At 70.3% G+C, this 13,745-nt stretch carries 9 protein-coding genes; 5 read left to right on the top strand and 4 right to left on the bottom strand.

Annotated elements, in window-relative coordinates; translation table 11 throughout:
- Nucleotides 1–99: 99 nt before the first annotated feature.
- Both ACFOGJ_RS13980 and ACFOGJ_RS13975 read left to right on the top strand, forming a co-directional pair.
- On the top strand, nucleotides 100–603 hold the full coding sequence (locus ACFOGJ_RS13980) for a TRAP transporter small permease (RefSeq protein ID WP_379901372.1): 504 nt from the start codon (nucleotides 100–102) through the stop codon (nucleotides 601–603).
- Nucleotides 578–1,936 (top strand): TRAP transporter large permease, encoded by a 1,359-nt coding sequence (locus tag ACFOGJ_RS13975; protein ID WP_379901370.1) that lies wholly within the window; start codon nucleotides 578–580, stop codon nucleotides 1,934–1,936. Before ACFOGJ_RS13980 ends, ACFOGJ_RS13975 begins: the two co-directional genes overlap by 26 nt.
- Before the next feature lie 16 nt (nucleotides 1,937–1,952).
- On the opposite strand, the gene ACFOGJ_RS13970 is transcribed toward ACFOGJ_RS13975, so the two are convergent.
- Nucleotides 1,953–3,314, bottom strand: a complete 1,362-nt coding sequence (locus ACFOGJ_RS13970) for a vWA domain-containing protein (RefSeq protein WP_379901368.1) — start codon at nucleotides 3,312–3,314, stop codon at nucleotides 1,953–1,955.
- 65 nt (nucleotides 3,315–3,379) lie between these two features.
- Nucleotides 3,380–4,153: a hypothetical protein gene (locus ACFOGJ_RS13965; protein ID WP_379901367.1), complete on the bottom strand. Its 774-nt coding sequence runs from the start codon at nucleotides 4,151–4,153 to the stop codon at nucleotides 3,380–3,382.
- A 205-nt stretch (nucleotides 4,154–4,358) separates the two neighbouring features.
- On the opposite strand from ACFOGJ_RS13965, the gene ACFOGJ_RS13960 reads away from it, so the two are divergent.
- The 3 genes from ACFOGJ_RS13960 to ACFOGJ_RS13950 are packed head-to-tail and all read left to right on the top strand — an operon-like array spanning nucleotide 4,359 to nucleotide 10,720.
- Complete coding sequence (locus ACFOGJ_RS13960; RefSeq protein WP_379901365.1) at nucleotides 4,359–5,774, top strand: hypothetical protein; 1,416 nt, start codon at nucleotides 4,359–4,361, stop codon at nucleotides 5,772–5,774.
- The gene (locus ACFOGJ_RS13955; RefSeq protein ID WP_379901363.1) at nucleotides 5,771–9,919 is read left to right on the top strand and encodes a hypothetical protein; all 4,149 of its coding nucleotides are present in this window, start codon (nucleotides 5,771–5,773) and stop codon (nucleotides 9,917–9,919) included. Before ACFOGJ_RS13960 ends, ACFOGJ_RS13955 begins: the two co-directional genes overlap by 4 nt.
- 12 nt (nucleotides 9,920–9,931) lie before the next feature.
- Nucleotides 9,932–10,720, top strand: coding sequence for a helix-turn-helix domain-containing protein (locus ACFOGJ_RS13950; RefSeq protein ID WP_379901362.1), 789 nt, complete (start codon nucleotides 9,932–9,934; stop codon nucleotides 10,718–10,720).
- Between the two features lie 8 nt (nucleotides 10,721–10,728).
- On the opposite strand, the gene ACFOGJ_RS13945 is transcribed toward ACFOGJ_RS13950, so the two are convergent.
- On the bottom strand, nucleotides 10,729–11,496 hold the full coding sequence (locus tag ACFOGJ_RS13945) for an ATP-binding cassette domain-containing protein (protein WP_379901360.1): 768 nt from the start codon (nucleotides 11,494–11,496) through the stop codon (nucleotides 10,729–10,731).
- A complete protein-coding gene (locus ACFOGJ_RS13940) occupies nucleotides 11,489–13,702 on the bottom strand; it encodes an ABC transporter permease (protein WP_379901358.1) in 2,214 nt (737 codons plus the stop codon). Before ACFOGJ_RS13940 ends, ACFOGJ_RS13945 begins: the two co-directional genes overlap by 8 nt.
- Nucleotides 13,703–13,745 lie beyond the last annotated feature (43 nt).

Here is a 13,745-nt window from a genome sequence, read left to right as displayed (position 1 = left end):
GACCAGGCATGACCGGCGTCGATTGAGTCGGGCGGCACCATGGACCGCCGCAACAGGTGCGGCGGTGACGAGAGGCGGGACGCGCAGGAGCATATCGACATGACCTCATTGGGCCGCGCGCAGGCCTGGCTGATCGGCGCGCTGGCCTGGGTCTCCGGCGCGATCGTCGCGATCACCTGCCTGCTGGTGATCGTCGACGTCGCCGCCTATGCGGCCGGCGCCGGCTCGATCGGCTGGACCGCCGATGTCGCGGCCTATGGCCTGCTCTACGCCACCATGTTCGCCGCGCCCTGGCTGGTGCGGGAGAAGGGCCATGTCACCCTGGAGAGCTTCCGCCGCATGCTGCCGCCAGGCCCGCAACGGGCACTGGAAGTCCTGGTCTGCCTCCTGTCGCTGCTGGCCTGCCTCGCCCTGTCCTGGGGCGGGATCGCGCTGATCGTGGACAGCATCGACCGCGGGGCGATCGACTTCCGGGTGCTGGCGATCCCGCGCTGGCTGCTCTACCTGCCGCTGCCGGTCGGCTTCCTGCTGATGGCAGTGGAGTTCGGCCGCGTCCTTGCCGGCCGCGGCAGCCTCTATGGCGGCGGCAGCGAAGGCATCTGAGGGGCCGGGCGCGCAGATGGAATGGTATTTCGCCGGCCTGATCATGCTGGGCGGCCTGCTGGCCCTGATGGCGATCGGCACGCCGGTCTTCATGGCCTTCCTGATCATCAACGCCGCCGGGGTCGGCATCTTCTTCGGCTTCCGCGAGGCCGCGCTGGAACAGCTCGTCTCCAACGCCGCCGCCTCCGTCACCTCCTTCATCCTGGTGCCGGTGCCGCTGTTCGTGCTGATGGGGGAGCTGTTCTTCCGCACCGGCCTGGCGGTGCGGGTGTTCGACGCCTTCGACGTGCTGATCGGCCGGGTGCCGGCCCGGCTGTCCTACATCGCGGTGGGCAGCGGCACCGCCTTCGCCGCGCTGACCGGCACCTCCGTCGGCTCGGCGGCAATGATGGGCTCCATGCTGGTGCCGGAGATGGACCGCCGCGGCTACAAGAGCCACATGTCGATCGGCCCGATCATGGGCGCCGGCGGCCTGGCGATCCTGATCCCGCCCTCGGCGCTGGCGGTGCTGCTGGGCTCCATCGCGCGCATCGACATCGGCAGCCTGCTGCTGGCCGGCGTGGTGCCGGGCCTTGTGCTGGCCTGCCTCTATGCCGCGCTGATCTTCCTGCAGGCGCGGCTGGATCCGGAAGCGGCGCCCGCCTATGGCGGCGAAGGTGCCGCCCTGGCCGCGAAGCTGCGGGTGCTGGCGGTCGAGATCGCGCCGATGCTGCTGGTCATCCTGCTGGTGATCGGCCTGATCGTGGGCGGCATCGCCACGCCAACGGAATCCGCTGCCTTCGGCGTGCTGGGCGTGCTGCTGCTGGCCCTGGCGAAGGGCGGGCTGGACTGGCCGGCGCTACGGGCGGCGCTGCGCGGCACGGTGAAGGTCTCCGGCATGCTGCTGATCATCGTCATCGGCTCCTCGACCTTCTCCCAGATCGTCGCCTTTTCCGGTGCCAGCCGGGGCCTGCTCGCCTGGGCGGGAGAGGCGCAATGGGCGCCGCTCTGGATGCTGCTGATGATGTTCGCGGTGCTGCTGTTCCTGGGCATGTTCCTGGACCAGATCTCGCAGATGATGCTGACCCTGCCGGTGTTCATGCCGATGGCGGCGGCGGCCGGCTACGACCCGGTCTGGTTCGGCGTCATCGTCCTGCTGGCGATGGAGATCAGCCTGGTCACGCCGCCCTTCGGCCTGCTGCTGTTCGTGATGATGGGCGCGGCGCCGAAGGGTACCAGCCTGACCACCATCGCCACCGCCGCCCTGCCCTATATCGGCTGCGCGCTGGTCCTGCTGCTGCTGCTGCTGGCCCTGCCGGAGTTGGCGCTGTGGCTGCCGTCAGCCATGAAGTGAGGCCCCGACCCACCGCTCAATTGCGCTGGCGGACCACCACCCGGTCGATCAGGAACAGGGTCTCGCCCTCGGTATCGGCGACCTGGCCGGCGGTCAGGGCGACCCCCTTGGGCGGCCGCAGGCTGCTGACGGCGCCCGTCTTCTCGATCCGGGGTTCCTCGCCCTCCGGCACCTCGTCGCCGAACTGGTGGGTGGCGGAATAGCTCCGCCCCTCCTTCACCAGGGTGATTCTGTAGGGGCGGGGGCCGATCCCCTTGCGCTTCATGAAGTTGACGACGTCGCCCTGGCAGGCCTCCCAGTCGCCCAGGTTCGTCCGGTTCTCCTTCAGCTGGCCGCGGCTCATGTCGTCCATGCCGACTTCGAGGGCGCAATTGTAGGGGAACCGCCCGCCCAGGCCGGAGGAGACGACCAGGAAGTTCTCCGCATCGTCGTAGAGGCCGAACTGCAGGATCTCGTGCCGGGTATTGAACTCCGCGTCGTAGACGACCTCCATCTCCCAGTCGCCGTCGGGCAGCGGCACGTCCAGCAGGAACAGGTTCTCCTTTTCCGGATCGGCCATCGTGCCCTTCTGGCCGGCGATCAGGACCAGGTTGCCATCCTCGACGATGAAGCCGTCCGGGTTCGGCTGCGCCACATTCCAGTGGCCGGCCAGTTCGCCCTGGTCGAAATCGTCGCGGAACACCTCCACCGCCTGCGGCGCGGGCTCCGGTTCCGGTTCGGGCTCGGGCTCGGGCTCGGCGACCACCTCGGCGACCTGGGTCAGCGCCCCCTTCAGGTCGTCGGCGGAGCGTGCGTCGACATAGACCCCGCCATTGACCGCGATGCACTCCAGCTTCTCGCGGTCCTGTTCGCCGATGTCGAAGCCGACCACATGGATGCGGGTGTTCACACCCTGCGCCGCCAGCGCCTGCGCGGTGGCGCAGGGGTCGGCATTGCAGGTCTCCAGCCCGTCGGAGATCAGCACGATGTTGTTCTGGTGGTCGCCGGCGGGCAGTGCTTCCGCAGCCGCCTTCAGCGCCGCGGAGATCGGCGTCTTGCCGGTCGGCGTGACCTTGCCGATGCCCGCCTTCAGTTCGCCGGCCCTGGCGCCGACCGGGGCCAACACCTCGATATCGCCGCAGTCTGTCTTGCTGCGATGGCCATAGGCGAGCAGGCCGACCTTCTGCGCCCCCTCCGCCTGCAGCAGTTCGCCCAGCACCTCCTTCGCGGTCTGGATCTTCGCCACCCCGTCGATCTGGCCCCACATAGAGTTCGAGCCGTCCAGGACGTACATGACCTGGGTGTCGGCTGCAGCCGGCAAGGCCGCAAGGCCGGAGCCCATGACCAGGGCGCAGGCGGCAATCGTCATGGCGCGGATCGGTGCGGTGGGGCGGGTCATGGCGTCTCCGATGCGGCTGGGATGGGTCGGCAGCATTGCCGGCCGGTGCACGATGCGGACCGGGCTCAGTCCGCCTTGCGGACGACGATGCGGTCGATCATGAACAGGGTTTCGCCCTGCGGCTCCGCCTTCTGGCCGGCGGCGAGGACGATGCGCTTCGGCGGCCGCAGGGTGGCGACGGCGCCGGTCTCGACGATGCGCGGCTTTTCCTCCTCCGGCAGTTCGTCGCCGAACTGGTGGGTGGCCGAATAGCTCCGTCCCTTCTTCCGCAGGGTCAGCTTGTAGGGGCGGGGATTGGCCCCCTGGCGCTGCATGAAGTCGACCACCTTGCCCTGGCACGCCTCCCAGTCGGTGAGGGTGGTGCTGTTGGTCTTCAGCTGGCCGCGGCTCATGTCGTCCATGCCGACTTCCAGGGCGCAGTTGTACTTGAAGCGGCCGCCCAGGCCACTGGACACAACCAGAAAGTTCTCCGCGTCGTCGTAGAGCCCGAACTGCAGGTTCTCGTGCCGGGTGTTGAACTCCGCGTCGTAGACGACCTCGATCTCCCAGTCGCCATCCGGCAGCGGCACGTCGAGCAGGAAGATGTTCGCCTTCTCCGGTTCGGCCAGATCGCCCTTCGCGCCGGCGATCACGATCAGCTGGCCATCCTCGACGATGAAACCGCTGGGATCGGGGTTCGAGACAGTCCACTGGCCACCCAGTTCGCCGCTGTCGAAATCGTCGCGGAACACCTCTTCCCCGGCCGCAGCGGCATCCGGCGCCAGTGCGGCGGCCAGCGCCGCGCCCGCCACGGTGGCGGCCAGGGCGGCAGTGCGGATCGAAGCGGTGAGTCCCGTCATGGCGTGCCCCCAGGATTGCGATTGCCAGGATAGCAAATGGCGGTGCGACGATTGGCCCGTCGATCACCCTTTGTGTATAAAGTTGACGAAGCGCAGCCGCAACCTGACACCGGACGGTAATATTCGAGAGATGATCTCACGGCCGGCGATTCACTTAGCACTTGCAAGCTTTCTGCTGTGTCTTGTGCCTTCGGTACGGGATGCTGTGGCCGAGGCGATTCCCGGCCATCTGGCCGGTGTTGCCGCAGCGCTTTACGATACGGCACCGGACCGCCTGGACCCGCAGAAGCAGGCAGGGCCGGCCGCCGCCGCCGCGGCGCAGGCCAGCCTCGACGCCCTGAAGGAGATGCGGGCGGGCATCTACGCCCGCAGCCCGGTGGCGGTCGGCGACAGCTATCGCGACCTCGCCCGCCTGCTGGGCCGCCCGCCGGAAGCACCTGCAACTGCCGAGCTGGTGCGCGGATTGCTGCCGCTCGATGCGGCGGCATCGGCCGCCCGCATCCGCGAGCTGCTCCCCGACACCGCCGCAGAAGGCACCGAGGCCGCGGCATTGGCGGCGCTGGAGACGCTGCGAAGCGGTGGCCTGGCGCGGCGCCACACCAGCAGCCTGGACGACGGGCGCACGGTGACCCTGGACTGGTCGCCGGAAACCGGGCGGGCCGCGCTCACCGTTGAGTCCGACGGCAGCGGCAAAACCCCGGCCTTCCGCACCACCCTGCCCGGGGAGGTGGCGCTGCAGGTGGACCCCGAGACCGGTGCGGCCCGCTACGAGACCCGCGCCACCGACCAGCCGGCGGAGGTCAAGGACGCCGACGCCCTGGCGGAAGAGGGCCGGCGGCTGCGGAAATCGATCCTCGGCGATTGGCTGATGACCGGCGGCCATGTTCTCTCGATCGCGGCCGGCGAACCCGGCGCGGGCGAGGTCGCTGCCGACCCAAAGGCTGTGGCGGAAGAAGTCAGCGCCCTGCGGGCGGAGCAGCAGCGCCTGCGCGACCGGGTCGCCTATGTCTGGCGCAATACCGAGACCGGCGCCGTGCAGCGGCAGGAGCGGTTCCGCCGCCTCTCCGATCCCTGGGAATATGACGGCGAACAGCCGATGGTCGGCGACCTGGACGAACGCCTTGCCGAGCTGGATGCGCGGATCGCCGAGCTGAGCGGCGCGGCCGACGGCCCGCCGCCGGCCGCCATGCGCTTCGACCCGTCCGGGGTGAACGAGGTGAAGGCCGATCCGCGGGCACGACCCGTGACCCTGGTCTTCGCGCCGGACGCCCTCTGCCCGATTCCCTTCGACGAGGCCTGGTTCGACGGCAGGCGTCTGGCCGGCCGCACGACCCTGACGGCTGCCTGCCAGATGAACGAGGCGCTGCCGGGCCCGATCCGCAGCCAGCTTGCCGGCGGCGGCTGGGATTCGCCCTACTGGCTGTTGGCCGAGGTCACCTCCGGCGAGGCCGACCGCTACCTGGAGCTGCGGGTCGCCAGCTTCGGCATGCTGGTCACCTACGACCCGGACGCGATGAAGGTCAGCCGGGTTCACGACGTTGCGGAGCATCTTTCCGGCACCGCGGAGCGCTATGGCGAACGCCGGCAGCGCTATACTGCGCTGGACTCGGCCCTTCCATGAGGATCCGAGCCCTCGCCCATACTGTGGCGCTGACGGCCGCCCTGTTTGCACTCCCGCCGGTCGTCGCGATGGCCCAGTCCGAGCCGAAGCCGGTGGAGGAACCGGTGGCGGAGTTGCCGACCCTGCCCGCGGTCGAGCTGCAGCTGCCGGGCCTGGACGAGGCGGCCGATATCGAGGATCCGGAGACCGGCGGGATGTCCCTGCCAGGCGCCGGCAGCGGCTTCGATCCGGAAGACCCCGAGACCGGCGGCATGGACCTTCCCGGCGGCGACCCGTCGGTCGGGCCGGATGGCCGCACGGGTGCGGCGGATCGCGCCCGTGACGGTATGGACATGCCGGTGGCCGGCCCCGGCTTCGACGAGGATCCCGAGGGCCCCGCCGCCGATCGCGGTGATGCACCGCCGGCCGCACCCAACCCGTCGCAGGATGACGAGGCACCGGGAGATGTCGCCGGCGGGACGCCGGACGGCGGTGGCGGCGAAGCCGGTGCGGCGACGGACGAACCCGGGCCTTCCGGCGAGGAAGCGGCCGCGCCTCAGCCGGAAGAGGCGGTGCCGCTGGAAACCCTGCTCGGGCGCTGGGAATCCGACACGGGCGAACTCGTCGCCGTGCTCACCACGGCGGGCCTGCCGGGCGGCGACGGCAACGACGGGGCGGCCCCGTTCGGCACGAACGTGAAGCTGCATACCGATCGCCGGGTCTGGGACGGCAGCTATATCGCCGCGCCGGGCGAGGCAGTGGCGGTCCGGCTGCACCATCGTCCGGAAGCGGACGAGATGAACAAGCTGATCCCGGGCTGGGCGCGCCGCGCCAAAGCCGGGGAGGTGGAGTGGCGGATCGACCTGGTGCCGGTCGGGCCGTCCTTCAGCCCGCGGCTGAAGATGCTCTGGTATCGCCAGCAGATCCGCTGGGAGGAGAGCGACGCCGGCGAACGCAGCGCCGAGGTCATCGATGCCGGCGCGCCGCTGGAATTCGACCTGGCCTATGTCCCGATCATCGCGATCGACATGCAGGACGGGGTCCGCCTGGAAGCCTATCCTGTCGGCGTCGAGGACCCGAAGCCGCTTCTGTCCGTCCTCCAGCACCAGCCCTTCACCATCGCCGCCGTGACCAACGAGCAGCGCGCGAAAGAGATCGGCCCCGCGATGGAGGTCGCCATCCGGCCGATGGACGGCGGCGGCGGCAATTCGGTCAGCCTGGAGGCGGATGTGCCCGACGACGGCATCGTGCGCTACCGGCTGAAGGACCCGGTCTCCATCGCCAACAGCTGCGCGCAACGGCCGCGCTACCGGCCGCCGGTGATGTCCTTTGACTGGATGGGGCAGTACTTCTCCGGCCAGCGCGGCACCTGCCTGGAGCTGGAACTGCCCGCTGGCGGCATGGTGGAACTGGCGGCGGGAGAGTCCGCCGGGAACGCCGCCTATCGCTTCCAGTACTACCCGAGTTGGGTGCAGGCGACGATCGCGCTGCAGGCCTCCCGCATGGCGGACTGGCGCACCCTGTTCGAGGCGATTCTCAGGAGCGACCAGCCGGCCAGCGCCAAGGAGGCGGCGCACCAGTCGCTGCGCCTGGTCTACAACTACGAGAAGCTGATGCGCCTGGACGGGCTGACCGACCTGCACCGGGCGGCGATCGGCGATGTCTATACCGGCGGCGGCAACGGCCCGACCGCCTATATGCGGCCGCGCAACATCAGCCTCGAGCCTGTGGAGCCGGGCAAGGGGCTGGTGCTCTACACGCCGCAGGATGTCGCCAAGGTGCAGAACGGCTACCAGGCCGATATCGGCGGCGGCAGTTCCACGATGTGGCTGGATGCCCTGCTGGGCGACACCATGGATACCCCGCTGGGCAGCGACGGGGCGGATACGATCGGCCGCCGCGCCGCGGAGGCGACCCTGCTGGCGCCGGGTGTCATCTGGCAGTTCTGCACCGGGGCGCCGGAGGACCGGCCGCGGCCGGAGCAGGACCGGGAGACCCAGCTGACCCTGCTGCGGGACATGCGCTGCCTGGAACAGCGCGCGGTCTACAGCGCCGTCCTGCATGCCGGCCGCGAGAAGATGAACGCGCTGGCGAAGACCTTCTACACCGGGGTCACCTTCGGCATGTACGAAGGGGTGGCGAACTTCACCCCGGTCGGCGACCTGGTGGTGCTGTTCACCGGCCGCACGATCTATGGCCAGCCGGCCACCAGCTTCGACTACTGGGCCGCCGCCGCCGGTCTGGGGCTGGAAGTGCTGGTCGGCGCCGCCTCGCTGAGCGACATGATGCAGCCGATGCGCTTTCACGGCGCGCGCTTCAAGGGCGGCAGCATCCCGGGGCTGGTGATGCCGCGGAAGACCGCGCGCTACCTGACCGGCACCGCCGGCGCCGCTTTCGACGCCAGCCGATTCCGCCGGGTGCTGGACATGCCCCGCAAGGGCGGGCCGCGGCTGGTCGAGGTCATGGAGAAGATCGACCGGCTGCCGCGCTCCCTGAGCAAGGCAGAGCGGGACGCCATCGCGCGCTCGCTGCAGCCGCAATCGGGCCTGCTCGACAAGGCGATGCTGCCCGGCACCCGCGACGTGCCCGTGAAGCTGAAAGCACCCGGCACCAACACCCCACCGGCGGGGAACTTCATCAAGCTGCAGAACGAGCTGACATCGGAGTTCGGCGCCGATGTCGGGGTCTCCGAACTGGGCCGGGGCAGCATCTTCACGCCCGCCAGCAAGGCGGTGAACGACGGCACCGTGGCCGGCAACTACGCCCTCTGGCGGGCCATCGGGCGGGAGCTCACCGAGCTGGAGGGCTTCACCGACCAGCAGCGCATGCTGGCCGACATGCTGGCGCAGCGGCCGGAGAGCTTCCGCGCCCGCGCCGCCACCTGGGGCGTGGACACGCCGCTGCCCTGGGCGGTCCGCAAGCAGCGGCTGCGCGCCTCCGGCCTGAAGGTGGCGACCGCACCGCTGGAAACCGCGCGCAAGATGCGGCTGGAGGATTTCAAGGCGCTGCTCGACGGTGGCTGGGTGCCGGAGGTGGTGCTGGACATGCCCGGCCGCCGCCGACCCGTGGTGCTGGAGGATGTCCTGACAAGCGCCGCCGGCGTGCCGGAAAAGGTGCGCTTCTTCGACCCCAAGTATGGCGCCCTGGTGGACATGGATGCCGGCGCCTTCGTCCGCCGCCTGGTGCGCGAGGGGCAGGAGCCGATGATCCGGGTCGTGCGCGCCAGCGACCCGGACCTGGGCCTGCGGCCGCGCCCCTTCGGCTTCGCCCGCAAGGCCGCGACCTTCACCGCCGCGACCGCATCGGAGCTGCAGCCCTCAACCAGCCTGGGCCCGAACCGGGTGTTCCAGTTCAAGACCCTGGACGGAGAGGACCTGTCGCTGCGGCTGGGCGATTTCATCAACGATGGCAGGACCAACGCGGTGATGGACCTGCCCGACTTTCCCGAACTGGTGGCGCGCGCCTCGAAGCAGCGCGACGCCCCCGGCCTGGGCAACGAGCTCGCCTTCGACGTCTTCGGCCGCAAGGCCCTGGAGGATGCCAAGCTCGACCCCAACCTTGTCGGTGTGCCGAAGCAGCGCGGCTTCTACCGGCGGCTCGAGGATGGCGGGATCATCGAGATCGTCGACCGCTTCAAGGGCGAACCGGCCGGAGCCATGCTCCGAAAGCAGGGCGGCAAGTTCACCCGCGGCCAGGCCGTGGCCATCGAGGTCGCCAAGCGGGCGCTGAACAAGGCCGGGCTGGTCTGGTCGGACGGCCATCCCGGCAATTTCGCTTTCCTGCCGCTGCCCGGCTCGGATCGCTGGCGGGTGGTGATCTTCGACCCGGGCGGCATCCTTCCGGCCCGCGGGACAACCCTGGCAGACCGTGCGCGGCAGGCGCGCAGCATGCAGCTGTTCCTGAGCAGCCCCGACCCGGTCGACCTGCGCCGCTACCAGGGCAATCAGATGCTCGGCATGCAGGCGTTCGCAGGCAAGTTCGAGGACAAGTTCAAGCGCTTCATCGACCTGGATGCCGTAGAGGCCGTGGTCGACCATCCGGGCGTGCCTCTGGACCGCCGCTTCGGCGCGCCGACGACGCCGCGCCTGGAACTGAGCCAGCCGCTGATCCGCGATGCCGCGAAGATGTCCGACCTCGAGCTGCGCCGCGCCTTCGCCGGTAACTGACCGGACGGCCCGATGAAACAGGTCCGTTCGCTGGACCGCGGCCTGGACCTGATGGAGGTGCTGGCGCGCGAGGGCGCGCAGACCCTGGCGCAGCTGCATGCCGCGACCGGCCTGCCGAAATCGACCATCCGCCGGCTGCTGGCGACCTTGCAGGCGCGCCGCATCGTCCGGCAGACGGTCTCCGACGGCCGCTACCGGATCAACATCGCGATGCCGGCGGTGCTCGGCGACCCGCTGCCGCCGCTGGCCGCCGCCGCCATCGACCTGGTGGTGGCCGCCGCCACCGACCTGACCCGCGACGTGGGCTGGCCGTCCGACATCCACGTGCCGGAAGGGGTGGCGATGCGGATCGTCGATTCCACCCGGCCGCTCAGCCCGTTCCACATGTTCACGGTGGAGGCCAACCGCCGGGTCTCGATCTTCGGCTCCGCCGCCGGGCTCTGCTATCTCGCCAGCCTGCCGCCGGCGGCGGTCGCAGCGCTGGAGGCGCGCACCCGCGGCGACCTGCGCTGGGGGCTGGCGCGCTTCCGGATGACCCCGGCCAACCTGGAGGCGGAACTCGCGACCACCCGGGCCCGCGGCTATGGCCGTCGCCTGCCCGGCTATGTCGGGGAATCGCCGCGCTCCGACGAACTGTTCGCGATCGCGGTGCCGGTGCGCCAGCGGGAGCGGGTCTGGGGCATCATGACCCTGGCCTGGCCGCGCGCCCATCTGCCGGTGAAGGAATTCGCAGACCGGTTCCTGGCGCCGCTGCAGGCTGCTGCGGCGCGCGCCTCCACGCAGCTCGGCGACCTGCTGTAGGCCGTCCCTCAGCCGGCCGCCGCACCGGCCCCGGCCACATCTTCCGGTGTGCCGGAGACGATGATCTCCAGCACCTCCTGCTCGCTGGTCTCCGCGATCCGGCGCTCGCCGACATTGCGGCCGCGCTTCAGCACCATCACCCGGTCGCCGACCTCGAAGATGTCGGTCAGCCGGTGGGAGATGATGATCTGCGCCACCCCCTGGCGCTTCAGTTCCTGCATGGTCTGCAGCAGCCGGTCGGTGGCCATGACGGAAAGGTTGGCCGTCGGTTCGTCCAGGATCACCAGGCGCGGCTGGAAGGAGATCGCGCGGGCGATCGCCACCGACTGCTGGCGGCCACCGGACAGCCCCTCCACCCGCTGGAAGACGGAGTTCACGTCGACCTTCAGCCGCTGCAGCACGGCCTGCGCGTCGGCATACATCCGGCGGCGGTCGACGAACGGGCCGCGGCGCGGCCAGCGGCCGAGGAAGATGTTCTGCCCGACATCCAGATTCCCGCACAGCGCGAAGTCCTGGTAGATCATCTCGATTCCGGCCGCGCGGCTGTCCTGGGCGCTGCGGAAATGGGTCGGCCGGCCATCCACCAGCACCTCGCCCGCATCGCGGTGATAGGCGCCGGTCAGGATCTTCATCAGGGTCGACTTGCCGGCGGAATTGTCGCCGACCAGGCCGAGGATCTCGCCCGGCGCGATCGCCAGGTCGACATCGGCCAGGGCGCGCACCGCACCGAAGCTCTTGCCGATCCCGCGCATCCGGACGAACGGTGTGTCAGACATCGGGCTCCTCCCTTGCGCCTGCCGGCGGCGGCCGGCGGGCCAACTTCCGTGCCAGGCGCATGACCAGCCGTGCCAGGATACGGCTGCGCCGCAGCCAGATATCCGCCAGCACCGAGACGATCAGGATCACGCCGATGATCGCGTTGACCCAGTGCTGCGGCAGCACAATGGACTCGCCGGAGGCGGTGATGATGTTCAGCTGCAGGATCGCCCGCACCAGGGTGATTACCGCCGCACCGGCGAGCGAACCGATCACCGTGCCATAGCCGCCGAAGATCGAGCCGCCGCCGATGATCACCGCGGCGATGGCGTCCAGCTCCCGGAACTGCCCGGCGACCGGGTTGAAGCTGCGGAAATAGGCGACGTTGATCACGCCGGCCATCGCCGCGCAGAAGCCCGACAGCAGCAGCGCCTGCACCCGCACCCGGTTGGTGTCGATGCCGGCATAATCGGCGGCGCGCCGGTTGCCGCCGGTGGCATAGACCTTCTGGCCGAAGGCGGTGCGCGCCAGCACGATGCCGGCCGCCAGCGCGACCAGGGCGAGCCACAGGGTCTGCACGCTGACCAGCTGCGCCACAGTGCCGAGCCAGCCGCCAGGCAGCGGCAGGGCCAGATGGCCGAGGATGTCGCCGACCTTGCGGCCGACCAGGTTGAAGCCCTCCGGCCAGCCGGTGAGCTGCTGGCCGGAGACGATCCAGGCCGCCGCGCCGCGGGCCATGTAGAACATGCCCAGGGTGGCGATGAAGGCCGGCAGGCCGAAGCCCACCGTCACCAGCGCGTTGATGGAGGCGGCGGCCATGCCGGCCAGCAGGCCGACCGCCATCGCCGCCGCCGGGTCGAGCCCCAGCACCTTCAGGCAATAGGCGGCTGCCGCGCCGGCCAGCGCCAGGACCGCGCCGACGGACAGGTCGATATCGCCGCAGGCGATCACGTAGGTCAGGCCGACCGACAGGATCGCCAGCTCGGTATAGTTCAAGAGGATCGCGAAGCTGTTCGACAGGTGCCACCAATAGTCCGGCCGCAGGGCCAGGCCGGCGAGCCAGAGCCCAAGCGCCAGCATGATCGCCAGCGCGTCGCGCCGCGCCAGGAAGCGGGCGACCGCACCCCGCGCCATGCCGGTATCGCCGGCACCGCCGCCGCCGCGGGTCTGCACGCCGGCCAGCGCCACCCCGCCCGCATCCGGCAGCGGCGGGGTCGGTCGGCCGCGCAGCCAGGCCCAGGCACGGGCGGCCAGCCGCCGGCGGATCACATAGGGTTCGATCAGCACCGCCAGGATCAGCAGCGCGCCGATGAAGGCCGGCACCGCGCCGGCCGGCAGGGTGGAGACGGCCTTCACCTCGACCTTCTGGCCGCCGACCTCGACGATGCGGGTGATCGGCACGCCTTCGCGCAGCACCTTGTTCACGAGCACGATCAGCAGCGCGCCCAGGAAGCTGCCGATCACCCGGCCGCGGCCGCCCAGGATCGAGGCGCCGCCGACGATCACCGCGGCGATCACCATCAGTTCCGTCAGCAGGCCGGCCTGCGAGGTGACCCCCTTGTCCTGCGCCACCGTCATCAGCCCGGCCAGGGTCGCGCAAAGCGAGGACAGCAGGTAGGCGCGGATCCGCACCCAGTTGGTGGGAATGCCGGCATAGGCGGCCGCCTGTTCGTTGCCGCCGGTGGCCAGGGTCTCGTAGCCCCAGCGGGTCTTCGCCAGCACCAATGCGCCCAGGCCGACCGCCAGCAGCGCGATGGCGATCTGGTTGCTGAAGCCCAGCGCATTGGTCTCTCCCAGGTGGAAGAAACCGTCATAGGCGTCCGCCTTCAGCGGATAAAGGATCGAGCGGCCGCCGGTCAGCCCCAGCACCAGGCCGCGGCCGACGAACAGCATGGTCAGGGTGGCGATGAAGGCCGGCACCCGCAGCACCGTGACCAGCATCCCGTTGACCAGCCCGATCGCAGCGCCGGCCAGCACCGCGGCCGCGATCGCCGGCCCGACCCCCAGGTCGAAATGGTTCGGGTCGAACAGGGTGGAGAAGATCACCGCCGTGACGCCGAGCGTCGACCCGACGGAGAGGTCGATGTCGCGGTTGGCGATGACGAAGGTCATGCCGACCGCCATCACCGCGAAGCGGGCGGAATCGCGCAACAGCGCGTGCAGGGCGTCGGTGCTGCCGAAGAAGCCGGGATTGAGGATCGCGCCGGCCAGGAACAAGAGCGCCATCAGCGCCAGCAGGCCGACCTCCCAGCTGCCGACCAGCTGCCCC

This window comes from Marinibaculum pumilum (assembly GCF_042646425.1).
GTDB lineage: Bacteria > Pseudomonadota > Alphaproteobacteria > Ferrovibrionales > Ferrovibrionaceae > Marinibaculum > Marinibaculum pumilum.
Note: the sequence above shows the minus strand (reverse complement) of the source record. Positions and strands in the feature narration are given on the sequence as shown.

Bases quoted from the DNA above. Each gene is read 5' to 3' on its own strand.
- ACFOGJ_RS13970 (WP_379901368.1), bottom strand. From the start codon at position 3,314: ATGACCCGCCCCACCGCACCGATCCGCGCCATGACGATTGCCGCCTGC.
- ACFOGJ_RS13955 (WP_379901363.1), top strand. From the start codon at position 5,771: ATGAGGATCCGAGCCCTCGCCCATACTGTGGCGCTGACGGCCGCCCTG.
- ACFOGJ_RS13945 (WP_379901360.1), bottom strand. From the start codon at position 11,496: ATGTCTGACACACCGTTCGTCCGGATGCGCGGGATCGGCAAGAGCTTC.
- ACFOGJ_RS13980 (WP_379901372.1), top strand. From the start codon at position 100: ATGACCTCATTGGGCCGCGCGCAGGCCTGGCTGATCGGCGCGCTGGCC.
- ACFOGJ_RS13950 (WP_379901362.1), top strand. From the start codon at position 9,932: ATGAAACAGGTCCGTTCGCTGGACCGCGGCCTGGACCTGATGGAGGTG.
- ACFOGJ_RS13940 (WP_379901358.1), bottom strand. From the start codon at position 13,702: ATGGCGCTCTTGTTCCTGGCCGGCGCGATCCTCAATCCCGGCTTCTTC.
- ACFOGJ_RS13965 (WP_379901367.1), bottom strand. From the start codon at position 4,153: ATGACGGGACTCACCGCTTCGATCCGCACTGCCGCCCTGGCCGCCACC.
- ACFOGJ_RS13975 (WP_379901370.1), top strand. From the start codon at position 578: ATGGCGGCGGCAGCGAAGGCATCTGAGGGGCCGGGCGCGCAGATGGAA.